This is a genomic window from Fodinicola feengrottensis (genome assembly GCF_039530045.1).
Classification (GTDB): domain Bacteria; phylum Actinomycetota; class Actinomycetes; order Mycobacteriales; family HKI-0501; genus Fodinicola; species Fodinicola feengrottensis.
This window is the reverse complement of the sequence record NZ_BAAANY010000002.1, coordinates 243,814-267,514: the sequence shown is the minus strand read 5'-3', so window position 1 is coordinate 267,514 and position 23,701 is coordinate 243,814. Positions and strand designations below refer to the sequence as shown.

Below are 23,701 nucleotides of genomic sequence, written 5' to 3'. Positions count from 1 at the left end.
GTCACCGCACCCGGATCTGGTGCCGGTACGAGAAGACCAGCCCGTTCGCGGCCAGGTCGATACGCTGCTGCGGGTCGCCGCGGTCGCCGGTCACCGGATCGGCGGCGAACAGCTGGACGCCTTCCACCAGCTCCACCCCGCGCAGCCGCTGCAGCACCGCGAAGACCTCGCCGGCCTGGACGGGCCGACCGAACGGCCAGCCGCGGCCGTCGGCGCCGCCGGTGATCGGGTTGAAGTACGTGTCGAGCGTACGAATGGCGCGGGCCCGCAGCGCGTCCGCGGACGCTCGCGTGGTCGCCGTCAGCTGCGCCACCACCGTCACGCCCTGGTAGAACGGCGGCTCGACGGCCACTCGGGCGCCGACGCAGCGCCGGCCGGACAGGTGCGCGCCGATCCGGGTCAGCAGCTCGTTGCTGGGTTTGAGGTCGGCGAAGCGCAGGTCCGTGGTGTCCCCGACGGCTGGTACGACGAGCACCCGGACGGCGGTGCCGGCCTCCTCGACCGGTACACAGCGGATCCGGGCCGCGTCCGGCGCGGCCTCGATCGCCAGCGCCTCGTAGTCCTCGGCGGTGACGGCCCGGTCTTTCGTACGCAGCAACAAAGGTCCGCGAATGGCGGCGTCCTCGACGGACTCGGCGTCCACTCCGCCAATCGCCGGCCGCCGGTTGATGACACTGCTCACGAACGGGATCGGCTCACGCTGGACCTGCAGCATGCCGCGGGCCACGTTGCCGTCCCGGCCGCCACCCGTACGGTATTCGGGCACCCGGATGACCGAGCTCTTGGGCGGCACCGCGCCGTAATGCACCATGCCGCCGTCCGGCTGCCGGATCGCTGGCCCGAACATCAGCTCGCCGCCGACCGGGTCGAGGGTGAAGTGCCGGTCGGTGGCCTTGGACTCGGCGAAGGACGTGACCTGCACCCACTCCTGCCAGCCCTCCGGCCCGGAGACCTCGGCGGTCATCGGGCCCTCCGGGGCCACCAGTGGCTGCCGGCCAAAGGTGAACCGCTGGCCGGACGTGCCGTTGGACTCGCCGAGCACCTCGTTCACGATGATGTCCGCGTGCGCGGCGGCGGCCGTACCACCGATGGTGCTGACCGACGCGCTGAACAGCTTGGGCGGCTTGGAATAGAACCGCTGGCCTTCCTCGGCCTCCAGTACGCGACAGCGCAGCCAGCCGGCGCGGGCCCGGCCGACCACCGACGGGGTGTGCGTCGAAGGCACGTGCAGGACGATGTCGCCGGGCTTGTTGAACCCGCCAGTGGTGTCCCAGTCGATTTCGCAGACCGTCCAGCCCTGGCCGTTCCACGCCTCCCAGATCCACGGTGGGTCCCGCGGGTCGACGCCGACGCCCTCGGCCTGCGCCTCCACCCGGATCAGCACCGCGCAACTGGGCACCGCGTTGGACAGCCCGAACATCACCGTGTCGCCGACCTGCGGGACCGGTGAGAAGACCGGGATCGAGCCGGAGTCGGCGAGCTCGTCAGTGCGGTCCACTGGCGTGTTGCCGGGCGCGGCCAACGCCAACCGGACCAGGCTGCTGGGCACGATGTCCAGCTTCTTGGTCACGGTGAAGACGACGGAGTCCTCGATTTCGGTGCGTACGCTGGAAACCTGCGTACCGACCGGCACCCGGATGGGGTTCTCCTGGGCGGCTGAGAGCCAGAAGGTCACGTCGCCGACGGCCGCGGTCGGCGGGAAGGGCTGCACGCCAATCAGGTCCAGGAACTTCAGATAGTGCAGGTCCGGCACCCGGTTCAGCCGGTAGAGCAGCTGGTCGACCATGAAGGCGAAGGTCTCGATCAGCGTGACACCCGGGTCCGACACGTTGTGGTCGGTCCACTCCGGGCAGCGCTGCTGCACCATCCGCTTCGCTTCGTCGACAAGGTCCTGGAACCGGCGGTCATCCAGGTTGGGGGTGGGCAGCGCCATCACGCGTCTCCCTTGCTGAGCGCCACCGCGTCGGTGGCGGCGGCGATCTCGGCCGGGCGCTGCTCGGCCGCGATGCCGTCCGGTCCGTCGTGGGCGGGAATGGTGTAGAAGGGGAAAACCAGGTTGCGTGGGTCGTTGCTGTCCCGCAGCCGGTAGCGGATGTCGATCAGCAGCATGCCCTCGTCGACCCGGTCGAAGCTGACGACCACGTCGTCCAGCAGGATCCGCGGCTCCCACCGGTCGAGTGAGACCCGTACCTCGTACGCGATCTGCCCGGCGGTCGCCGCGTCCGCCGGGGCGAACACCAGGTCGTGGATGTTGCAGCCAAAAGCCGGCCGCATCGGGCGCTCGCCCGGCATCGTCGCGAGGATCAGCCGGATCGCCTCGGCCACCTCGCGGTCGCCGGCGACCAGCGCCATCGAACCGGTCGCGTCGGTGTGCAGCGGGAAGGCCCAGCCGGCGCCAATGAACTCGTGTCGCATGTCAGGCCCCTCAGCCGATCATCACGGTCGGGCAGCCTGGCGGCAGGATCGGCGCGCCACAGCCGGACATGTCGCCGACCCGTGCCGCCGGTTTGCCGCCGATGAGCACGGTCGGGCAGCACGGCGGAATGAGCGGGGTCGGCGGGTGCACCGCCGGTGGCGGGAACGCACACGTGTGCAGATCGCCCATGACGGACGCCGGCATACCGCCGATCAGCACCGTCGGCACCCCAGGTCCGGTGACGACGCCTGGATGCGGGGTGAGATCCCCGACTCGCGCCGCTGGTGGCATGGCTTTTTCTCTTTCTCGCTGGGAAATATGGGTTGACGGACCTAGTTGATCTTGACCATGGCGCCCTTGACGGTGAGCATCGCGCCGGCCGAGACCTCGCCGGTGGCGGTGCCAGCGACCTTCATGGTGGCGCCCTCCAGGCTGGCCGGGCCGGTGGCTTTCATCTTGATCGCGGCGTTGGCGTCCACCTGTACGTCGGTGGTCGACGTCACCGTGACCTTCTGGCCCTTCATCTCCAACGGACCGGTACCGGAGTCGATCTTGATGCCGTTCTTCGCGGTGATCGCGATCGACTTGCTGCTGGTGACCTCGATGTTCTGGTTCTTGTGGTCGAGCTTGATCAGCAGCTTGTCGTCGCCGGTGGACAGCAGGATCGCGTCCACGTCCGATTTGTCGATCAGCTCCAGCCGATGGTGCGTACGCGACACCAGGGCCCGGACGCCGACCTGCCCGGCCGCGCTGTCCACCGGGTCGGTCGCGAGCTTGGGCATCGCGTCCTTGCCGTTGTAGAGGCCGCCGAGCACGTACGGGTAGTCGAAGTCGCCGTTCTCGAAGTCCACCAGCACCTCGTCGCCGACCTCCGGCAGGAACACCGAGCCGTACGTGTTGCCGCCGGTGGCCTGGACCGTACGAGCCCAGCCACTGGTGTAGTCGTCGGACAGCCACGGATAGGTCACCTTGACCCGGCCGACCTTGTCCGGGTCCTTGATGTCGCTGACGATCGCCGGCACCGGCCCGGTGACGCCGTTCGCGCCGCCGCCAGCGCCCGAGGTCAGGCCGTAGAACGACCGGTCCTCGCGGTGCGACACGGTGAAGGCGGTGGTGTAGCCGACCTCCGGGCTGAACAGGTGCCTCGTACTCGTGAGGGTGTATTTGCCGGCGAACTGCGCCGCCACGTTGCCCAGTGACACGGCCTCGCCGGCCCGCAGCTTGGGGTTGCCCTTGGCGACGCCCTCCAGCTCGGCGCACGCGTTGCCGAACTGCGCGGCCATCGCGTCCGAGCTGGCCTTGACCAGGCCGTGGTTGCGCAGTGCCGGGTTGGCGGACAGCATCGGCGGGCTGCCGACCTTGCCGGCCAGCGCCACCGGATCCAGCCCGGAGACCTCGGTGCCGGCCAACTTGGGAGGCGCCTGCTGGGTGACCGCCTGCTTCGTCTTGGGGTCCCAGCCACGCGCCTCCACCTGGGGCACCTGCTCGGCGGCGGTGATGGTGGCCCGGATCGAGTCGAGGTTGCGGCCGAGCTCCAGCACCAGCGGGTTGGTGGTCGACTTCGCGGTCTTGTCGGGCGCGTCACTGGGCGGCTCGGGCAGCTTGAAGGTCAGCTTCCCGTCCGTCACGGTGTATTGCGCGCCGACCAGGTCGGCCAGTCGCTGCAGGAACTCGGCGTCGTTGATGTTGTCCTGGGTGACCTGTGAGTTCGGGTCGCCGCCGAACCCGCTCACCGGGTCGATCTTGCCGACCGGGATCTGGGCCCGGCTGGCGACCTTGTTGACGATGTCGCTGAGGGTCATGTTCGGGTACGCGACGACCCGGCGCCCTCGGGTCAGCCGGTGCGCTTTGTCGAAGCCGCGGACCTCGGTGAAGGTGCCGGTGACGTCCGCGTCCAGTTCGATCGCGGTGCACTCGCCGTCGAACAGCGGCAGCGGGCCGCTCGGGTCGGCGGTCTGCACCGAGAGCTTGATCGGCACGCCGATCTGGAACTTGCCCTTCTGCAGCACCAGTTGGTCCTGGTCGCGAAAGCGCAGCACGAACAGGTCCGGCACGTTGCGGCTGTCGTCCACGTACGCCATCACCATCATGCTGGCCACGTCGGCCGGCAGCTTGGCGCCGTTGACCTCGACGACCAGCGCGTTGGCGAAACTTTCGTTAGCCACGGCCACCCACGTTCAGGTCCTCAAGCGCGGGGATGAGCAGCCGGGTGCCCGGCCGCAACGCCATCGGGTTGTCGATGTTGTTGGCCTCGGCCAGGTCACGCCAGAGCTCGGGGTTCCCGTACGCCGAGTAGGCGACCGAGGCGAGCGTGTCGCCAATCGTGGTGGTGTGTACGTCCCGGCCGGCCAGCGACCCGGAGGTGGGGTTCTGGCCAGGCGTGGTGCCGGAGATCTCCTCCAGGGTCAGCGTGCACAGCGCCCGGATCGGGGTGCCGCTCGAGCTGAACAGGGTGTATTTCGCCGTCACCGTGGTGATCGCGCCCGGGAAGCTGTGCATCCCGCCCCAGACGAACTTCACCCACGGCGGCGAGGATTTGGTGTTGCTGTTGCTTTTCGCGGTCGGTACGCAGCACTGGAACAGCTTCTCGACGGTCTTGACCACCGAGTCGTCCATCTTCTCGGTGCCGTCCAGGAACATCTCCAGCTGCAGCTTGGCCGGGTCCGATCCGGTGAACTCCGGCGGCGCGCTCTTCTTCGCGTTGCGCTGGTCGCTGCGCTTCCACTTCGCCGTCTTGGTCAGCGACAGCTCTTTGGGGTTGAACTGGAACTTGATCTCGTCGATCTGGGCGCCCGGTTCGCCGGTTGTCGCGGACGCCGGCGGCTCCATCACGATGAGGCTGGCGTGCATCAGCTTGTCCGGCGGCGTCGAGCCGTACGTACTGGCCGCCGGCGTGCCGGGCGAGCTGAAGGTGACTGGTGAACTCATGATTTATCCCTGCCCGGTCAGGTGCCGAGGAAACCGTGGTGCGCGAGCTCCAGGGTCTCCATCGCGATCTTGTTGTTGTCCATGCCCAGCTGCGGGCCGCTCCACTTGACCGGGATCACCCCGGCCAGCGACCAGCTGGTGACCACTTCGCCGTGCAGCGTACGAGCCTCGATGACGGCCGTCTTGCGCTGGAAACCAGCGGCCATCGCGGCGAAGTACTTGGTCACCTTCTCGGTGTCCTTGCTCACCGGCCGGGTCAGCTTCACGTTCGACCACTTGATCCGGGTGGGCAGCTGCCACACCATGCCGTTCTGGCCACCCTCCTCGCGGGTCTCCATCACGAACTCCATGCCGAGGCCGTCGCAGCTGTCGAACGTACCCAGGCTCTGGTCGTCGATCTTCACCACGAAACAGACCGCTACCGGGGCCTCTACATCATCAGCCATCGTTCAGTCTCCTCGTGGTCAACGCTTGGTGTCGGTGATCAGGCCGCGACGCTCGCGGTCCAGCCGCAGCTCGGCCTTCAGCCGGCGCAACAGCGGATCGAAGAGCGTTTTCAGCAGCTCCTCCGGTGGCTGGGCGCCGGCGGCCGGATGCGCCGCTGGTGCGCCGCCGGCCGGAGTTGGTGCCGCCGCCGGGGCCGGGCCGGCGTCGGCGGCCTGCACCGTCATGGTCTCGGTCGGGTACGTCTGCACCACCGGCTCCGGCCCGGCCGCGAACCGCTGCACCATCTGCGCGGTCAGCTGCTCCTGGGTCGGCGGCAACACCAGCGGCTGGGCCCCGGCTGGCCGCCGTCCGGGCGTACCGGCTCCGGTTGCCGCACCGCCGTCCGACCCGGCCGACGCGAGTTGCGCCACCGGCGGCAGTGTCAGCTCCGGCAGGCCACTGGCCCGCTGCACCGCCGTACTCGCTGGCGCCTGCGCTGGACTGGCCGTGCCGCCGAAGGGTCCGCTGGGGGCCGAGATGGTGTCGGCGGGACCGGCGATCGGGGCGGTCGGGAGGTCGAAGGTGGCGGACCGCTGGACCGGAGCCGCGTTGGGGAGCCCCTCCTGCCGGTTGGTCGCCTGCCTTGCGCCGTTGCTCGCGGCACTCGGGGTCGCGGGTGGAGTGGGAACCGTGGAGGAGATGGCCCGGGAGACCACCGTCGGTGGTGCGCTGGCGCTCCAGCTGTTGGTGGCCGGTACGGCGACCGGGCCGGTCGCGCCGGCGCCGGCGGTGGTAGCCGCGGTCGGCAGCACCGGGATCGGCGAGCGGTCGCCGACCAGCTGAACCACCGGCAGGTTCTCCATCAGCGACCGCGCACCGGCGCCGGAAGGGCCGCCGGATGGGCTGCTGGTCAGCTCACCGGCGGCGAGCGGGAGGTCGCTGCTGCCGGAAGAGGCCGCACCACTGTCGGCGCTGAAGTCGGTGCTGGCGGTGAGGTCAGTGCTGGTGGCCAGGTCTATGCCGCCAGTACCGCTCGTTCCAGTCGAGCCGAGGGTCTGGGTGGCCGAGGTCGCGGCGGTGCTGCTGCTGGTGGCCGGGCGGTACGAGCCGTCCGCGGCGAGTTGGACGACCGGCAGCTCCGGCAGGCCGGCCAACGGATCGGGACCCGATGGCGTCGTACGAGCGGAGCCGCTGGCGTACGACAGCGTCGGGCCACTGTCCACTGTGGACATCGTGGACTCGGTGGCGCCGACCGTCGGGCGGTCCGCCGGTGGGCGGGTGACCAGCGGATCCGAGCCGGCGGCCGGAACGCGCTGGACCGGCATCGGCGCGAGGTCGCGGGCCGGTGCCGGATCCGAGAGCTGGCTGGAGTTGAGCGTCGGAGCCACCGGCAGCGCCGGCGGGGCGCCGACTTCCGGCGGGTGTTGGGCGCCTTCGTCGGTCGCGCTGTCCAAAGCCGCGCTGTCCAAAGCCGCGCTGTCCAAAGCCGCGTTGTCAAACGCCGGGTCGCCGGACTCGTCGGCGGCGGCCCGCTGGACGGCCGCGGCGGCGATTTCGGAGAAGGACTTCGGGCCGGCCACCGAGCCGACACCGTCCGCTGCCCGGGACACCGAGAGCGGCAGGTCAGGGGAGCCGCCCAGCGCCGGCCCCGGTCCAGCGGCGGCGTCGCCCACCTGGTTCAGTGGCGCACCGAGGCCGGGTCGGCGGCTGGTCGTACCCGCGGCGCTGGCCCGCTGGACCGAAGGCGCGACCGGAGTCGATCCGGCCGACTGGCCGGACACCGGTGGCTGATACCCGAGCGTGGGCTGAACGGTCGGCGCCTCGTCCGGTGCCGGCTGGGCAGCCAGCGGCAAGGAGGGGGAGTCGGCGGCGCGTTGCGCGGTCGGCCGGCTGCTCGCACTGGGTCCGCTCAACGCGGGGCCCAGCCCTACGCGCCTCCCGGCGGGTGTCGGGGGGTTGTCGTCGACGGCCCGCTGGACCGCTGGTACGACCGGCATGCCCGGCATCGATCCGGGCGCACTGGTGGTCGGCGCTGGCGCTGCCGGCTGGTCGGCCGGCGTGGAGTCGGTGTCGTACCCAAGCGTCGGCACGGCCGAGTCCTGGGCTGCTTCGGGGAGATTTTGGTTGTCCGCCAACGAAACCGGATCGCCGAGCAGGTCAGCTCCCGGGTCCGCGACGGCTCGCGAGACCACTGGCGCGGGGGTCGGGGCGGGCAGTACGGTCAGCGTCCGGGTGGGTGGCTGGTACGTCGAAGTGGTGAGCGACTCGGCCCGCTGGACCGGGGTGGCGAGCACCAGGTCGGGGTGGCTGGTCGGCTGCGCGGCTTGAGCCGGCGCCTGGTCCAGGACCGGCATCGCCTGCGGGCTCGCGCCGACGGTCGGCGCGGTGGAACCGGCCGACGCGGTGGGCGCGTCAGCGAAAACGGGGTCGGCCGGCGTCTGCACCGAGCGGGCGACGGTCGGACGAGTGGGTGCGGTGGCATCGCCACCGAAAATTCGCTGGATAGCGGTGAAAGCGCCGCCGCGACGAGCCTCCGGCTGGCTCGGCGCGGGCGTCGCCAACGGCATGTCCTGCGGCGAGGTGGGCAGCTGCGGCGGCGGGGTCAGGGACGCCGGGATGACCCCGGACGGGCCACCGGGGTCAATGCTGTGGCCCAGCGGCGCGAGGTACGTGGGATCGCGCCAGCTGGTCAGGTTGTCGGTCAACCGCTGGACCGGGTTGACCAGCGGGTGCGCCGAGAACGTACGCCCCATCGGCGCCATCGCCTGCCAGTCGCCGGCTTCGGCGGCCCGGAACGGCGCCGGCTCCGGTTGACTCGCTGGTGGCGCCGCCGGACCGCCCGGAGTTACCTCCTGGGCGGTCCGCTGGACGCGTGACGACCATGGCCACATGGTTGCTACCGACTCTCGCTCATCCTGGTGTTGATGCGGGCGATCTCCGCCACGAACCGCTGACGGTCAGGGTGTTCCATATCGAGGATTTCCTCCCACGACCAGTGGAAGTGGTACGCGACGTACGCGATCTCCTCGTGCAGCCGGTCGGTCGCGTACGTCACGATTCCCCCAGGCGCCCACCTGCCACGTCGACGGTGAACCGGTGTTCGCACTCCGGGCAGGTGACCGCGGCGCGGGTGTGGCCCTCGCTGTTGATCCGCCGGTAGAGATCCTGCAGAAAGGCCAGGTCGGAGGCGAACAGGTCCTCCATGATCATGGCGTGTACGTCGGTGATGTCGCCGAGCCGGGTGATCACCCGGGCCAGCAGCACCACGGTCAGGTAGGCCGGGTTCTCCCGAACCCGGTCGTCGCGCAACGGGAACAGCTCGTCCCGCGCGGTCGCCAGCCGCATGACGCCGTGCTTGTGCACCTTGCCGTCGTCGTCGACGTAGCCGCGAGGCAACTCGAACGCGAACTCGGTGCGCAGCGTCTGTGCGGCTGCCGGCGGAGCCGCCTCGGCGGCTGGGCCGGCGGGCGGGGCCCCGGACGCCGCCACCGCGGCGGCGTCCGGGAGGACCATGGTGCGGCGCATCGCGCTACTCCACTTCCATTGTTTCGTAGGTCAGCGTGAGCTTCTCGGTCAGCACGTCGGTTCCGCCGGCCTTCAGCGAGCCGATTTCCAGGCTCTTGGCCCACAGTGCGGTGATCTTGTAGCGCTTGATCGCCGCGCCCTGGTAGTCGTAGACCACGACTGCGCCGTTCTTACGAGCCGATCCCATGTTGCCCAGCCGGGCATCCTTGATCAGCTTCTCGAACGAGGAGTCGTCGGACAGGCCACGGGTGACGGTGAACTCGCCCGCCTTCGCCCGGCCCGGCATCTTCTTGTTGACGTACTTGCCGTCCGCCGACGAGTTGTGCTTCAGCTCGATGACGTCCTGCTCCATCTTCAGGCCGCTGATCTCCTGAATTTCCTTCACCTGGATGCCGTCGATTTCCAGGCCGAACGACCAACCGACCGCTCTGTCGAGATCGGGTAGTGCCATGGTGGATTCTCCTTACTCCAAAATCGGATGCGCGGTCGGTTACTCGTTCACCAGGCTGGTGCCACCGGAGAACTGGGCCAGCCGGAAGATCACGAACTCGGCGGGCTTGACCGGCGCGACGCCGATCTCACAGACGACCTGGCCGGCGTCGATGCCCTCGGCCGGGTTGGTCTCCCGGTCACACTTGACGTAGAAGGCCTCGTCCGGCGTCAGGCCGAACAGGGCGCCCTTGCGCCATTCGTTCACCAGGAAAGCGGCGATCGTACGACGGATCCGGGCCCACAGTGCGTCGTCGTTCGGCTCGAAGACGACGAACTGGGTGCCGCCCAGGATCGACTCTTCGAGGTAGTTGAAGAGGCGACGGACGTTCAGGTAGCGCCACGCCGGGTCGGACGAGAGCGTACGAGCACCCCAGATGCGTACCCCACGGCCCGGGAACGACCGGATCGCGTTGACGCCAATCGGGTTGAGCAGCTCCTGCTCGGTCCGGGTCATCGAGGTCTGCAGCGACACCGCGCCGCGAATGACCTCGTTCGCCGGCGCCTTGTGCACCCCGCGCTCGTCGTCGCTGCGGGCCCACACACCGGCCACGTGGCCGCTCGGCGGGATGAACTCGTTCTTGCCGTTGGCCGGGTTCAGCACCTTGGGCCAGGGGTAGTAGAGCGCGGCGTACTTGGAGTCGTAGCCGGCCTCGTTCACCCGCCAGTTACGCACTTCCTGGACGTTCAGGTTCGGCGGCGGGTCGATGATCGCGACCCGGTCGCCCATCAGCTCGCAGTGCGCGATCATGCCGAGCTGAACGGCCTTCAGCGTCTCGCCGTCGATGGCGCCACGCTCGTACGCGGTCATCAGGTCCGGCGCCGCGACCATGGTGATCTCTTCGATCGTCTCCAGGCCACCGAAACCGGTCCGCGCGGACACGTCACCGACGTAGTCCATGGCGTTCACCCGCTCGGGCACCGGCTCCGGGGTGGGCGGCGGCTTCAGGGTGGCGCTGCCGGCGGGCTTGGCGACCACACCGGGGCCGGTGTTCTGCTCGGTCAGGGTGATCAACTTCGACCGCTCGCGTACCGCGGTGACGACGTTGTCCTTGCCACGCTTGGTGGTGACGTTCTCGAAGGTCTCTTCGACCTTGTTGCCACGCTTGACGTTCAGCGTGAAGCGGTCGTCGGCCGGGTTCTCCCCGGTCGCCGGGCCGACCTCGACGCTGATGTCGCCGCCGCCACCGGCGGTCAGCTCCCTGCCGACCACCTGGTAGGCGCCGAGCTGAGCCTGCGGGCCGGCCGGCAGCGCGGCCTTGCCGTTCGCGGCCTCACCACCGATGCGGACCACGTAGCAGTTGCCGCCGCCGTTGAGGAAGTAGCCGTAGACGGACTGAGCGAGGTAGGTCCCCTCGACGAAGTCGCCGAAGTTCTGGACGTACTGCGTCCAGTTCGACACCAGCGTCGGGGTGTTGAAGGGACCCTGGGCGGCGAAGCCGACGAAGGCGGCGACTGCGGTTCCTACGCCCTCAATCGGGCGCGAACCAGAGTCGACCTCCTCCACGTACACGCCTGGGGACAGATAGGTGGGCATCGAGCCTCCCGGTCGAGGGTTTTTGTTCTCCGTAGGAATCCTCGTCTTCGTACGGGGCCGGTGACACGACCAACAGGATGGGTATCCGGGAACCACTTTGTGCCCCATAGGGCACCGCCATCGCCCCACCCGACGCCGCCCGGACCCGGCCGGGCACCCGCGGTCGCCGGCAAACACACGGGACGCTGCGGTTTCATAGCGTGATCTGTCAAGGATCGCGAGTTGACCCCTGTCAAGCCTTCCGTCACCCCTTCCCGGATGGCCCGGGAAGGCACCCGCACTCCACGTAGATCCACCTCGCCAGCCGCTACGGCGCTGTCGCAGTCCCCTGGTGAAGTGGGCCTCCACCCAGATCGGGTGGCGCTTGGTTAGTCGGCCCACCGATAGCGGACGCCGGTCCGGATTATCCGTTTCGTACGGACCGACCAACCAAGATCAATAAATCTCAGAAGGCGCTCTGACTGCGCCCGGACAGGACTCCGACGTATTTTCCGAATTCGCGTTCCAGCACCAGCCGCCCGAGCTTGCGGTATTCCCGGGCGACCGCGCCGGCGAGGTCGGCCATGCTCACCGAGCGGTCGGCCTCGGCGGCCAGGTACGCGGCGGTGACGGCGGCCGACCGGATGTGCCCGCCGGCCAGTTCGAAGGAAGCGGCGAGGAAGTCCAGGTCCACATCGGACGAACGGGGCAGAGTACGACCGAGACAGGCGTCCCAGAGCGCGCGGCGCAGCGGCTCGTCTGGGACCGGGAAATCGACCACGATGTCCAGTCGGCGAGTGAAGGCCTCGTCCAGGTTGGCCCGCAGGTTGGTGGCGAGGATGGCGAGGCCGTCGAAGGTTTCGATGCGCTGCAACAAATACGCGCTTTCCATGTTCGCGTAGCGGTCGTGCGCGTCCCGTACTTCCGAACGCTTGCCGAAAATCGCGTCGGCCTCGTCGAAAAGCAGTACGCCGTTGACGCCGGCCGCCTCGGTGAAGATCCGCTCCAGGTTCTTCTCGGTCTCACCGACATATTTGTCGACCACGGTCGCGAGGTTCACGGTGTAGAGGTCGAGCCCGAGGTCGCCAGCGATCACCTCCGCCGACATCGTCTTGCCGGTGCCGGAGTCGCCGGCGAACAGCGCGGTGACCCCGCGGCCGCGGCCGCCACCTGGCCGCATCCGCCAGTCGGTGAGCACACGCTCGCGGTGCCGGGCCCGAGCGGACAGCTCGCCGAGCTGGCCGGCCACCTGGTCCGGCAGCACCAGGTCGGCCCAGCCGACCGCCGGCTCGATCCGGCGGGCGAGCCGCTCCAGGCCGGCCGCGTTCTGGTCGCGGGCGCCCTGACGCAGGTGGGCCGCTTGTACGCCGCTGTCGCCGTCGGCGACCGCGAGCGTACGCGCCGCCGCGGCCGCCCGGCGGATCTGCACGGGAGAGAGGATGAACTGCGCGGTCACGTCGGTCGGCTCCACCCCGACGGCGAGGCTGCCGTCGAGGCCGCCGTGCCACAGCTCGTCCCGTAGGGCCGGACCGACCGGCGCGGCGTCCGCCCGCAGCGGCGCCCGGTCGGACCAGCGCGGATCCCACCGGCTCGGGCCGAACACGATCAGCGGCACGGCGGCTCGCACCATCAGCTCGACGGTGACCCGCAGGGCGCGGCCGCCGTCGGTGCCCAGCGGCCCGGCGATGATGCCGGCGCCGGTGAGCAGCGCCTCGACCAGCAGGCCGCGCAGGGTGGAGCCGTCCGACTCACCGCTCTCCAGCACCTCGAGGTTGATCGGCAGCGGCGGCCGACCGGCCAGCGCCAGCGCGGCCGCGGCCAGCGCCAGCCCGCTGCCGCCGGCGAGTTCTCGCAGGTACGTCAACGAAGTTCCGGCCCGCAGCGCCCGCGCGAGTTCGGTGGCACCGGGCAGCGCCGGCAGGTCGGCCAAGTCGTCCGGCCAGCACACCGAGGTCAGGGTGGCGTCGGGCCGGTCGTCGCCAAGCAGGTAAGCGGCGACCCGATCGGGCACCCGCAGCTGCCGGCTCAGCAGCGGCCGGTCGGTGTCCTCGACGGCGACCAGACCAGTACGCATCAGCGGCGCGTCGCCGGTCAGCCGGGTACGGCCAATGGCCGAGTTCTCCGGCAGCCCGCAGAGCCGCAGCGCGAGGCCGACGGTGGCCCGGCGGCGGGTCACATCATCGTTGAGATAACCGAAAAACTGTTCGAACCGGCTGTCCACGTCCGGCGCCACCGCGATCAGCAACAGCTCGGTGTCCAGCTCGGACAGCTGGGCTCCGGCGGCCAGCCGGCCAAGCCGGCTGGGATCGGCGGTGGCTGGCGGGCCGGTCGGCTCACCGCCGGTCAGCGGGCCGCGCGGCTCCTCCAGCAGCGTCTCGATCATCTCGTCCGACAGATACAGACCGCGAAAAGCGTCATCGGCGCGCGGATCGGCGGCCTGTCGGGCCGCCAGCACCTGCCGGACCCGGCCTTCCAGGACCGCCAACCGGTCCAGGACGGACTGTGCCGTCGTCACTTCTTCTCAGTTCCCTTGTCTCTAGAGGTGCCGTCTTTAGAAGTGCTGTCTTTGGAAGCGCTGCCCTTGGAGGTGCCGCCCCTGGAGATGCCACCGGCCGGGTTCGCCGCCGTTTGACCGATCCGCATCCGCCGTCGGATCGCGATCCGCGGTGTGGGTGCGCCACCGGGGCCGGGCTCGCCATAGCTGGGCTCGCCGGGCACCCCGGGAATCCCGGCCGGATGGCCACTGCCCGTACGCGCACCGGCACCGCCCAGCCCACTGAGTCCACCAGCCCCACCAGTGCCGTCGGTCGTACCGGAGTCGCCATCCCCAGCGGAACCACCGCCGCCCTTACCGCCGCCGTCCCTACCGCCGCCGGTCGCGCCTGCGCCGGTCGTACGACCACCGCCGCGGCCGGACCGGACCACGGTGCCGGCGATGGTGCTGCCGGCGGCCGCCGCGATCTCCTCCTCGGTGGGGTATTCCACCAGGTGGCGCAGCGGGTCGTCGGACTCGCCGGTCTCGGTGTCGGTGCTGACGAGCGACATACCGGCGGTCGCGGTCTGGGCGGCCTGGAAGACCCGGCCGGCCATCACCGGCGCGCTGATCACCACGTCGAGCGAGGGCTTCAGCTCACCTCCAAGGGCCGTCCACACGTCGGCGAAAGAGCGGTCCTCGGGCGGCGGTAGGGCCACCGTCACCGCGACCGGCCGGCCGATCTGGGCGAGCGATCCGGTCAGCAGCTCGCGAGGCATCTCCTCGTAACTGAGCAGGCTGGTCAGCAGTGCGGACAGCAGCCGGTGCTCGTCCTCCGGCCGCTGGGTCCAGGCGGTCAGCAGATACGACAGCTTGATGTGCCGGGGCGGCATATGCCGGGACTCGATCTTGCCGAGGTCGTCGTACGCGTTGATCATGCCGCGGGACCGTTTGCGCATGTCCTCGCGGATGTCGTACAGGTAGATGTTGACGGTCGGCGCGTTCCGCCGGGCCGCCCAGTCCTTGGTCGGCGCCTCGAACGCCACCTCCACCTCGTTGCCCGGCAACGCCCTGCTGCGTACCAGCTCACGCAGAGCCTCATCGACCTCGTGAATCATCGCGTTGTCTCCTGAGGGTTAGTCGACACCGGGGAAGTTCGGCACGCCGCCGACCATGTAGCCGGCCTGTGTCGGTGTGATGGTCTGGCCGGTCTTGACGAAGGTGACGGTGACCTTCCGCTTGCCCGGCCAGTCGTGGTACGGGACCAGGACCGGGATCCGGAACGTGCCCTTGGCGTCCGTGGTGACCTTCGACGGCGGCATCTTGACTCCGCTGTCCCAGGTCACCAGCAACTGCGTGTTGGGCGGGAAGCCGCTGCCGGTGGCCACCGGGTCCAGCCCGGGTGGGCCGACCGACGGGACGGTCTTCAGGTTCGGGCCGATCACCACCAGCGGCACGGTCTTGCTCGTGCTGGCCGTCGGGCTGCCCGTGAAGTTGTACGACAGCTTGCCCGTCACCTGCGCGTTCACCGCGGCCGCCGGGGTCAGGTTGACTGTGAAGGTGGACTTGCCGAAGGCCGGGATGGTCGGCAGCGTGCAGGTTGTCGCGGTCGCGTTACAAACCGTCGACGGCTTCACCGAGGCAACTGGCAGCGTGGTGGGCAGGCCGGTGGCGACGACCGGGTTCAGCACCGGAGCGTCGGTGTTGTTGGTGACCGTGTACGTCACCGCGACGACCGGCCCTCCCACGTACCCCGGCTGCGGCGTGGCCGAGACGCCCAGCCCGACGGTGTTCGGCGGGACGACGTCATCGGGTGCCTTCGGCTCGAACGCCGGCTCGGCGGCGCCACCGGGCGTACCGAGAACCTGGACGCCCGGCCCACCCGTGGCGTTCACCAGCATGATCGTGTCGTTACCGGAAACCTGACTCGCCTGCGCGGCGGCTGGCTTGGCGGCGCCCGGGGCGGCGGCCGGCTTGGCCGCGGCCCGCCTGGTGGTACGTGACTTGGTCGTGGCCGGCTTGGCGGCGGCGGCGAGGTCCGACCCCTGGATGAACGATCCGAAGGCGATGTAATTGCCGTCCGGTGACCACGCCGGGTCGGCGACGGAGATCGTGGTGCCGTTGCTGTTGTCGTCAAGCACCTTGCGGTCGTTAGACCCGGAGGCGCCGATCGCGCAGAGCTGGGTGAAGCTGCCCTCGCCCGCCGAGACGAAAGCGACGTACGCGAGCTGCTTGCCGTCCGGTGACCACGCCGGCGTGTAGTTCCGGGCGGTGCCGCACTGGGTGTCCGAGGTGGTCAGCCTGTGCTGGCTGGTGACGGTGGCGGTGGTGTTGGTGATGGCCAGCGTCGCCAACCAGACGTCCGCGCTGCTCCCGAACTGGTTGGGATTGGCGTACCGGGCCAGTGCGAGCTGGTTGGGGTTGGTCGAGGACCAGGCTGGATCGGCGTCGAAGCCGGTGGTCCCAGCCGGCAGCGGCAGCCGGTCCAGGAGCACCACCGGAGTCGTGTCGACTCGCATGATCACGATCCAGGAATCCGCGGTCGTGTACTCGCCGGTGGACGAGACGGTGTAGCGGGTCCGGGTGAAGGCAAGCATCTTGCCGTCCGGCGACCAGGTCGGTGAGCTGTCGCTGAGCAGCGTGTCGCCGAAGTCGGCCAGCGGTTTCGCGCCGCTGCCGTCGGCGGCGGCGAGCACGATCCGGCTGTCTCCCGTCGAGTCGAACTCGGTGTACGCGAGCTTCCTGCCGTCCTTGCTGTACGCCGGCTCGTTCTCGTCCAGGCCGGGCCGGGCCGAGTGGTCGATCCGGCCGGCGCCGTTGAGCGCGCTGCTCCAGATGTCACTGTCGTTGCCGTTGGTCAGGGCGGAGTAAAGCACGGCCGGCTGGGCGCCACTGGTGGGAGTCCACCAGGTGGGGCTCGTCTCGGCGGTGTCCGACCGGGTGGCGACCTTGGCCGGGGTGGTGGTGCCGAGCTTGAGCGCGTAGATGTCGCCGGCGCCGTCGTCGTGGGTGGTCACGTACGCGATCTGGGTCCCGTCCGGCGACCACGCCGGCCGGCTGGAGTCCGTCGCGCTGGTCATTCGGGTGGCCACCCCGCCCACGACCGGCATGATCGCGACATCGGTCGGCCCGCTGGTGGCGCCGCCGCGGAACCGGGTGGTGGCGAAGGCGATCCGGGTGCCGTCGGGGGAGTACGCCGGCTGGATGTCGATGCCGGCCGACGAGGTGAGCCGGGTGGTCGCGCCGCCGGCGGCCGGCGTGACATAGATGTCGCCGGCCGCATCCGTACGCGTACTGCTGAAGGCGATGTTCTGGCCGTTCGGCGACCAGGCCGGCCAGTCGTCGTTGGAGCCGGTGGTGATCCGCATCAGCCCGCTGCCGTCGATGTTGACGACCCAGATGTTGAACTGGCCGCTGCGGTTGGACGAGAAGGCGATCCGCTTGCCGTCCGGCGACAGCACGGGATGGCGGTACGACGACGTGTCGGTGCTCAGTTTGACCGGGGCCGACCCCGCGTCGGCGGCGTACGTGAGCGAGCCGCCGACGTTCGCGCTGCCGCTCGCGGCGGCCCTGCTCACCCACGTCAGCGCGGTGCCGTTGGCGCTGACGTCGGTGCCGTACAGCCCGGCCGTACCAGTCAGCGCGGGCGTCCTGGTTGGGGTGCCGGGTGTCGCGTAGAAGAGGTTCGCCGCGTCATTGCTGGCGTACGAGAGGCGATAGTCGGTCGACGGCGTCACCAGGATGTCCGCGGTCTGGGTCTCGGCGCTGACGCCGTCCGGATACTGCGCTTGTACGGTGCCGCTGGCCCGGCCGGCCGTCGCCTGTGCCGCGGTCACTGTCACCTGCGCCGTGAAGGAGCCCTTGGCGGCCAGGTTGGTGATCACGCAGGCGGTGCCGTCGGTCTGGCAGGCCGGTTGCGGGGTGACCGACCGTACTGGCAGACCGGGCGGCAGGTCCATCCGCAACCAGGTGTGCGGGACCGGCAGGGCCGAGTTGTTGGTGACCTTGTACGTGAGCTGCACCTGGTCACCGGGGTTGGCAGGCTCCGGCGAGGAGCTGACCGAGAGCGACACGTCGCCGCTCATCGACTGGAAGCTCGCGTGGTCGACCCCACCCGGCGCGGACAGCAGCTGCGTCGGCGTGTGGTTGCGCTCGGCGCCGAAAACGATCCACAGCGACGAGTCGGCGTTCACCTGCTCGGCCTTCGGCTTGGCCGCTGCGGCCATCCGGGCGGCCAGGGTGTTGATCGAGGGCGTCAGAGTGAAGGCGAGCAGGCTGCCGGTCCACGCCGGCTCGGACAGGTTGCCGTCCGCCGTTGGGCGGCCCATGGTGGTGATCCGCGCTCCGCTGGGCAGGCTCGGGTCGTACGCGCAGATGCGGTGCCCACTCTCGGCGACGAAAGCGATCAGCGTCTGGAACGTGCTGCGCTGGTATTGCGGGTCGGAGTCGCCGATCGGCCCTTGGCCGCCGCAGTCCTCGTGCGAATCGTCGGACAGCAACAGCTGCGGCTCGGCGATGTCGACTGAGCCGTCCGAGTTGTGCGTGAGAGCGGCCGTATAGATCCGGGACTGGCCGTTCAGGTAGCGGCGGAACGCGATCGTGGTGCCGTCCGGCGAGAGCGTCGGGTGGTCGTCGTAGAAGTTCCCGGTGCCGGTCTGCGGGACCTGCCACTGCCGGCCGGACCCGCCGACCTCGGCGATCCGTATGAAGGTGTGGCTGCCGTCCCCGTTGCCGGTCCGGCGGGTGAAGGCGACCAGCTTGCCGTCCGCCGACCACTCCGGCTGCGAGTCGTACTGGTCGAACGTGAACGCGGTCAGGGCCCGGATGCCGGTCCCGTCGCTGTTGGCCAGCACGATGCGGCTCTGGCCGCCGCTGTTGGTCTGGGTGAAGGCGAGCTGGGTGCCGTCGTACGAGAAAGACGGATCGGACTCGGCGGTGCCCGGGGTGGCGGTCAGGTTCCGCCGCTGGCTGCCGGCCGGGTCCTGGCTGTACTGGTCCACGGTCCAGATGTCCGAGTCGGTGCTGGTGTGCATGCTGCCGTAGACGACAGAGGCGGCGCCGCCGGCGGTGAACCAGGTCGGCCGGGAGTCCGGTTCCGGGCCGACCGCGAGCGCGGTGGCGCTCTGCTGGCCCGGCTTCATGGTGTAGATGTCCCCGCCGGTGTCCGCCGTACGGCTGACGAAGGCCAGCGTGCCGTCCGTCGACCACGCTGGCTCGCCGGAGTCGATGCTGGTGGTCAACCGGGTCTCGGGGCCACCGGCCGCCGGGACCAGCATGACGTCCGAATGCGCCTTGTCGCTGAAGCTGCTGCGGAAGCGGTCGGTGCTGAAGGCGATCGTGCGGCCGTCCGGTGACCATGCCGGCTCGCCTTCGGAGGTCGGCTCGGTGGTGACACGGTGCACGGCTCCGCCCGCGGTGGACACCGTGTAGATGTCGCCGTACGGGTCGTCCCGGGTGCTGGCGAACGCGATCCGGTCGCTGTTGGGGCCGAAGCTCGGCCAGTCGTCGTTGCCCTGGCTGGTGGTCAGTCGGCGCAGGTTGGTGCCGTTGGTGTCGACCAGCCAGATGTCGAACTGGCCGTCCCGGTTGGAGGCGAAGGCGACGGTCTTGTGGTCCGGGGAGAGCGCGGGGTGCTCGTCGACGTACGAGTCGTTGGTCAGCCGTACGGGCGCGGCGGTGCCGCCGGCCCAGTACATGACGTCGCCGTCGGTCTCGCTTGAGCCGCCGGTGGCCGGGGTGTGGGTGATCCAGACCAGCGCCGAGCCGGCCGCGCTCGGGTCGTCGGCGCTGCTGTCGGCGAGGGCCGCGGGCAGCACGCTCGCGTGGGTGGACCCGCTGGCCAGCGTCGGGCTGCCGCCGCCGGCGTACGCGAGCAGGTCGCCGTAGGCGTTGTGCTGCGGACCTCCGGGACGCGACTGCGCCTGTGCGACGGACGCGGGCGTCAGCGCGGCCACCATCGCCAGGACCAGCACTGCCGCCACTCTCGTTCGAGTACGAACGGCAGTGTCCTTCTTCGCCACAGTCGGAACCCATCTCCTCGTCGTCGGCAACCCCGGACGGCACCGGTGTCCACCGTTGCGTGGCCAGCGGTCCAGGGACACCGGACGCTGGCCAGAGAATCGGGCAGGGAGCGGTGCCCGATCGGGCACCGCTCCCTGCCTTAATGAACGTTCAGATCAAGCCGTGCTTCAGCGCGTACGCCACCGCGTGCGAGCGGTTCCGAAGGTGCAACCGGCTGGTCACGTCGTGGAGCACGTTCTTGACGGTCCGCTGGGAGTACGACAGTTTCTGCGCGATCTCCTCGGTGTCGAGTCCGTCCGCCACCAGCCGCAGCACCAGGACCTCCCGCTCGGCGAGGCCGGAGAAGGTGAGTCCGCGCGGGCCGAGCACCTGTCGCTGCAGCTGCCCGACCTGGTTGAGCAGCCTACCGAGCAGGTCCGGCGGCACCGCGCCGTCACCGGCGGCGGCCGACTTGAGCACCTTGACCAGGTGGTCGGCGGTGGCGTCGGTGCGTCGTACCAGCCCGGCGACGCCGATCTCCACCACCGCTACCAGCTCGGACTCGTCGATCTGGGTGGCCACGATGACCAGCCGGTTGATGCCCCGGCACCGCAGCCCACGCAGCGCCCGGATGGCCGCCTCGTCGATCCGGTCGGTGACCACCAGCGCGACCGTCGCGGACTCCCACTCGTCGTTGCTGACGATCCGGACCTCCGGGCGGGGTGCCAGCTGCCCCCTGATGCCCGCGTACGAGATCGGATCACGCGCGTGGAGGAGGACCGCGAGCCGTTCCATCATCTAAACCACCTGCCAGAAGGGGGTCACACGGGTGACACCAACGTTGTGCCGTCAGCATCCTCGTGACGGTTAAGGTGCCCTTAAAGTGCGGTTGTTGTTGCCCGAAGGTGTTCCCACTTGAGACGTGCCCGGGCGGCGGTTACCCCCTACGGTGCCCTTCGTGAGCACCCACGCGACCCTAGACGCGCCGACTCTGGACATCGAGCCGGGCGCCACCGCCTCATGCGGTGTGACCATCCGAAACAGCAGCCCGATCATCGAGCAATACAGGTTCGAAGTGGTGGGGCCGGCGGCCGGCTGGGCCACGATCGAACCCGCGGTGGTCAACATCTACCCGGACAACGACGCCGAGGTCTCGGTGACGTTCTCCCCGCCCCGCTCGTCCCGGGTGCCGGCCGGTGAGGTCCCCTACGCCGTACGGGTGCTGCCGGCCGAGAACCCGGCGGCGGCCACCGCGGTGGAGGGCCTGGTCCGGATCCGCCCGTTCTTCCAGACGACCGCGGAGATCAGTCCGCGTACGTCGAGGGGACGCCGGCGGGCCCGGCACGAGGTGGCGGTGGACAACACCGGCAACGTGCCCGTCCATGTCGAGCTTTCCGGCGGCGACCCGGACGGGCAGTTGACCGTACGGCCGCGCCCATCGATGTTGACCGTGCAGCCCGGGCAGGCATTGTTCTCCGCGATCGACGTACGGGCCCGCCGCGCGTACTGGCGGGGACAGCCGATCACCCGGCCGTTCCAGGTGATGGTGTCGCCGGGCGACGGCGCGCCGATCGTGCTCGACGCGAACATGCTCCAGGTGGCGATCCTGCCGCGGAACATCCTCAAGTGGGTGGCCGCGATCCTGGCGCTGATCATCCTCGCGGCGGCGGCCTGGTTCCTGCTGGCCAAACCGGCGATCGACAGTGCCGCGCAGAAGGCGGCCGAGGACGCCGCCGGCCAGTCGGCGGCGGCCGTACAGGCCGCCCAGTCGGCGGCAGCGGCGGCCAACCGGCGGCTCGACAAGGCCGGCATACCCCCCGACGGGGCCGCGCCCGCGCCCAGCGCCACGCCCAGCGGCAAGGCGCCCGTCGTCGCGAACGCGTCCACCCAGCTGGCTGCCCACGCCAACAACGGCCAGCAGAGCGCCGTCACCACCGACCCCCGCGACCTGGCCACCCTGGTGCCGGTCAAGGGCGGTGTCTACACCGTGCCCCAGATCGACATCACGAATCCGCAGAAGGACACTGGCACCATCGAGATCCTCGTCGATGGTGTCCCGAAGTGGACGCAGGCGTTGGACAACCTGTTCGAGCTCCCGTTCAAGTTCGACCCGGCGCTGGTTCTCACCACGGCGAAGGCCGGTGGGCAGGACGGGACCAAGCCGCACGTGCTGGCCATCCGGATCAACTGCACCAAGGCAGGCGACCCGATCCCCCTCAATGGCAAGGTCCAGGGCGGAGGCACCTGCCGGGAGTACGGGTCCGTGACGTACACCAGCGTCACGCCGCCGGCCACCAACTAACCGCTCTCGTACGAAACAGGTGCACAGCCAAGCCCTGGCTGTGCACCTGTTCGCTGTCCAAGGCCACTCAGGTCAATTGATTCCGTCGGTTGCGGGGAGTAATTCAACGGAATCACTTGTCGACAGGCATCGAGTCTGTCAAAGTCGACACTCTCCAGGCGGTGACAGGAGAGGGGTGGATGGGTGCGTCAGCTGCAGAACTTCGTCGGTGGGGCGTACGTGAACGCCGCCGACGGCCGGACGGACGAGCTGGTTGATCCGTGTACGGGCGAGGTGTTCGCGGTGGCGCCGCGGTCCGGGCCGGCCGACGTGGACGCGGCCTTCCAGGCCGCCGCGAAGGCCGCGCCAGGGTGGGCGGACGCCACGCCGGCCGAACGCAGCCTCGCGCTGTTCCGGTTCGCCGACGCGATCGAGGCGCGCGCCGATGAGCTCGTCGAGCTGGAGTGCCAGAACACCGGTAAGCCGCGCGGGCTCACCAAATCCGAGGAGATCTGGCAGATCCTGGACTCGCTGCGGTTCTTCGCCGGCGCCGCCCGGGTGCTGGAGGGACGGGCCGCCGGCGAGTATTTGGCTGACCACACCTCGTGGATCCGGCGTGAGCCGATCGGGGTGGTGGGCCAGGTGACGCCGTGGAACTACCCGATGGTGATGGCGACCTGGAAGTTCGCGCCAGCACTCGCGGCCGGCAACACCACGGTCCTCAAGCCGTCGGACACCACGCCGGTCAGCACCCTGCTGCTCGCCGAGATCGGCGCCGAATTCCTGCCACCGGGCGTTTTCAACGTCGTCACCGGTGACCGGGACACCGGCCGGGCGTTGGTGGAACACCGCATCCCGCAGTTGGTGTCGGTGACTGGGAGCGTACGAGCCGGCACCGAAGTCGCTGTGGCCGCCTCGAAAGATCTCAAGCGGCTGCACCTGGAATTGGGCGGCAAGGCGCCAGTCATCGTTTTCGACGACGCGGACGTGGAAAAAGCGGCCGCCGGCATCGCCGCCGCCGGATATTTCAACGCCGGCCAGGACTGTACGGCCGCGACCCGGGTGTTGGCCGGTGCTGGCGTACACGATGATTTCGTGGCCGCGCTGACCGAAGCCGCCGCTCGTACCATCACCGGCGGGTTGGACAACCCGGACGCCGATTTCGGGCCGCTCAACAATGCCAACCAACTGGCGCGAGTGAGTGCGTTCGTGTCCAACGCGCCGTCGCACGCCGAGGTACGGACCGGTGGTCGCGCGGTCGGCGGCCGCGGCTTTTTCTACGAGCCCACCGTCATCTCCGGGCTGCGGCAGGACGACGACCTCATCCAGCAGGAGGTTTTCGGCCCGGTGGTGACCGTCCAGCGTTTCACTGACGAGGAACAGGCGGTCGCCTGGGCGAACGGGGTGGAATACGGCCTCGCGTCCAGCGTCTGGACGCGTGATCACGCCCGCGCGATGCGGGTCTCCCGCCGACTGGATTTTGGCTGCGTGTGGATCAACACGCATATCCCGATTGTCGCCGAAATGCCGCACGGCGGATTCAAGCACTCCGGCTACGGAAAGGATCTCTCCCTCTACTCCCTGGAGGAATACACCAGGGTCAAGCACGTCATGAGCTATTTCGGCGCCTGACCGCGAGCAGTGGAG

General features: G+C 69.7%; 17 protein-coding genes. 2 read left to right on the top strand and 15 right to left on the bottom strand.

Going from position 1 to position 23,701, the window contains the following annotated elements; all coding sequences use genetic code 11:
• Position 1: 1 nt before the first annotated feature.
• The 15 genes from ABD301_RS03675 to ABD301_RS03605 all read right to left on the bottom strand — a co-directional run bounded on the left by ABD301_RS03675 (position 2) and on the right by ABD301_RS03605 (position 20,571).
• Positions 2–1,933 carry a putative baseplate assembly protein gene (locus ABD301_RS03675; RefSeq protein ID WP_344307119.1) on the bottom strand — a complete coding sequence of 644 codons (1,932 nt, stop codon included), beginning with the start codon at positions 1,931–1,933 and terminating at the stop codon, positions 2–4.
• The gene (locus ABD301_RS03670; protein ID WP_163567371.1) at positions 1,933–2,415 is read right to left on the bottom strand and encodes a GPW/gp25 family protein; all 483 of its coding nucleotides are present in this window, start codon (positions 2,413–2,415) and stop codon (positions 1,933–1,935) included. The genes ABD301_RS03675 and ABD301_RS03670 overlap by 1 nt, the downstream gene beginning before the upstream one ends.
• A gap of 10 nt (positions 2,416–2,425) precedes the next feature.
• Positions 2,426–2,707: a PAAR domain-containing protein gene (locus ABD301_RS03665; RefSeq protein ID WP_163567372.1), complete on the bottom strand. Its 282-nt coding sequence runs from the start codon at positions 2,705–2,707 to the stop codon at positions 2,426–2,428.
• 41 nt (positions 2,708–2,748) lie between these two features.
• Positions 2,749–4,581 (bottom strand): VgrG-related protein, encoded by a 1,833-nt coding sequence (locus tag ABD301_RS03660; protein WP_344307116.1) that lies wholly within the window; start codon positions 4,579–4,581, stop codon positions 2,749–2,751.
• Positions 4,574–5,344, bottom strand: a complete 771-nt coding sequence (locus tag ABD301_RS03655; protein WP_344307114.1) for a CIS tube protein — start codon at positions 5,342–5,344, stop codon at positions 4,574–4,576. Before ABD301_RS03655 ends, ABD301_RS03660 begins: the two co-directional genes overlap by 8 nt.
• A gap of 17 nt (positions 5,345–5,361) precedes the next feature.
• On the bottom strand, positions 5,362–5,790 hold the full coding sequence (locus ABD301_RS03650; RefSeq protein ID WP_163567373.1) for a phage tail protein: 429 nt from the start codon (positions 5,788–5,790) through the stop codon (positions 5,362–5,364).
• Positions 5,791–5,808: 18 nt separating this feature from the next.
• Positions 5,809–8,661, bottom strand: a complete 2,853-nt coding sequence (locus ABD301_RS03645) for a hypothetical protein (protein ID WP_344307112.1) — start codon at positions 8,659–8,661, stop codon at positions 5,809–5,811.
• Positions 8,662–8,666: 5 nt separating this feature from the next.
• Positions 8,667–8,825 carry a DUF6760 family protein gene (locus ABD301_RS03640; RefSeq protein WP_344307110.1) on the bottom strand — a complete coding sequence of 53 codons (159 nt, stop codon included), beginning with the start codon at positions 8,823–8,825 and terminating at the stop codon, positions 8,667–8,669.
• A complete protein-coding gene (locus ABD301_RS03635; RefSeq protein WP_344307108.1) occupies positions 8,822–9,295 on the bottom strand; it encodes a hypothetical protein in 474 nt (157 codons plus the stop codon). The genes ABD301_RS03640 and ABD301_RS03635 overlap by 4 nt, the downstream gene beginning before the upstream one ends.
• Before the next feature lie 4 nt (positions 9,296–9,299).
• Complete coding sequence (locus tag ABD301_RS03630) at positions 9,300–9,746, bottom strand: phage tail protein (RefSeq protein WP_163567376.1); 447 nt, start codon at positions 9,744–9,746, stop codon at positions 9,300–9,302.
• 39 nt (positions 9,747–9,785) lie between these two features.
• Complete coding sequence (locus tag ABD301_RS03625; RefSeq protein ID WP_344307105.1) at positions 9,786–11,321, bottom strand: phage tail sheath family protein; 1,536 nt, start codon at positions 11,319–11,321, stop codon at positions 9,786–9,788.
• A gap of 445 nt (positions 11,322–11,766) precedes the next feature.
• On the bottom strand, positions 11,767–13,815 hold the full coding sequence (locus tag ABD301_RS03620; RefSeq protein WP_344307103.1) for an ATP-binding protein: 2,049 nt from the start codon (positions 13,813–13,815) through the stop codon (positions 11,767–11,769).
• Positions 13,812–14,891, bottom strand: a complete 1,080-nt coding sequence (locus ABD301_RS03615; RefSeq protein ID WP_344307101.1) for a Pvc16 family protein — start codon at positions 14,889–14,891, stop codon at positions 13,812–13,814. Before ABD301_RS03615 ends, ABD301_RS03620 begins: the two co-directional genes overlap by 4 nt.
• Before the next feature lie 18 nt (positions 14,892–14,909).
• Positions 14,910–19,754 carry a hypothetical protein gene (locus ABD301_RS03610; RefSeq protein WP_344307099.1) on the bottom strand — a complete coding sequence of 1,615 codons (4,845 nt, stop codon included), beginning with the start codon at positions 19,752–19,754 and terminating at the stop codon, positions 14,910–14,912.
• A gap of 190 nt (positions 19,755–19,944) precedes the next feature.
• Positions 19,945–20,571, bottom strand: coding sequence for a response regulator transcription factor (locus ABD301_RS03605; RefSeq protein WP_344307097.1), 627 nt, complete (start codon positions 20,569–20,571; stop codon positions 19,945–19,947).
• 160 nt (positions 20,572–20,731) lie between these two features.
• Between ABD301_RS03605 and ABD301_RS03600 the strand changes: the two genes are divergently transcribed.
• Positions 20,732–22,075, top strand: coding sequence for a COG1470 family protein (locus tag ABD301_RS03600; protein WP_344307095.1), 1,344 nt, complete (start codon positions 20,732–20,734; stop codon positions 22,073–22,075).
• 183 nt (positions 22,076–22,258) lie between these two features.
• Positions 22,259–23,686, top strand: coding sequence for a gamma-aminobutyraldehyde dehydrogenase (locus tag ABD301_RS03595; RefSeq protein WP_344307093.1), 1,428 nt, complete (start codon positions 22,259–22,261; stop codon positions 23,684–23,686).
• Positions 23,687–23,701 lie beyond the last annotated feature (15 nt).

Excerpts from the sequence above, each read along its gene's own strand:
- ABD301_RS03645 (WP_344307112.1), bottom strand. The coding sequence starts at position 8,661 with ATGTGGCCATGGTCGTCACGCGTCCAGCGGACCGCCCAGGAGGTAACT.
- ABD301_RS03630 (WP_163567376.1), bottom strand. The coding sequence starts at position 9,746 with ATGGCACTACCCGATCTCGACAGAGCGGTCGGTTGGTCGTTCGGCCTG.
- ABD301_RS03670 (WP_163567371.1), bottom strand. The coding sequence starts at position 2,415 with ATGCGACACGAGTTCATTGGCGCCGGCTGGGCCTTCCCGCTGCACACC.
- ABD301_RS03605 (WP_344307097.1), bottom strand. The coding sequence starts at position 20,571 with ATGATGGAACGGCTCGCGGTCCTCCTCCACGCGCGTGATCCGATCTCG.
- ABD301_RS03655 (WP_344307114.1), bottom strand. The coding sequence starts at position 5,344 with ATGAGTTCACCAGTCACCTTCAGCTCGCCCGGCACGCCGGCGGCCAGT.
- ABD301_RS03675 (WP_344307119.1), bottom strand. The coding sequence starts at position 1,933 with ATGGCGCTGCCCACCCCCAACCTGGATGACCGCCGGTTCCAGGACCTT.
- ABD301_RS03625 (WP_344307105.1), bottom strand. The coding sequence starts at position 11,321 with ATGCCCACCTATCTGTCCCCAGGCGTGTACGTGGAGGAGGTCGACTCT.
- ABD301_RS03665 (WP_163567372.1), bottom strand. The coding sequence starts at position 2,707 with ATGCCACCAGCGGCGCGAGTCGGGGATCTCACCCCGCATCCAGGCGTC.
- ABD301_RS03635 (WP_344307108.1), bottom strand. The coding sequence starts at position 9,295 with ATGCGCCGCACCATGGTCCTCCCGGACGCCGCCGCGGTGGCGGCGTCC.
- ABD301_RS03650 (WP_163567373.1), bottom strand. The coding sequence starts at position 5,790 with ATGGCTGATGATGTAGAGGCCCCGGTAGCGGTCTGTTTCGTGGTGAAG.
- ABD301_RS03615 (WP_344307101.1), bottom strand. The coding sequence starts at position 14,891 with ATGATTCACGAGGTCGATGAGGCTCTGCGTGAGCTGGTACGCAGCAGG.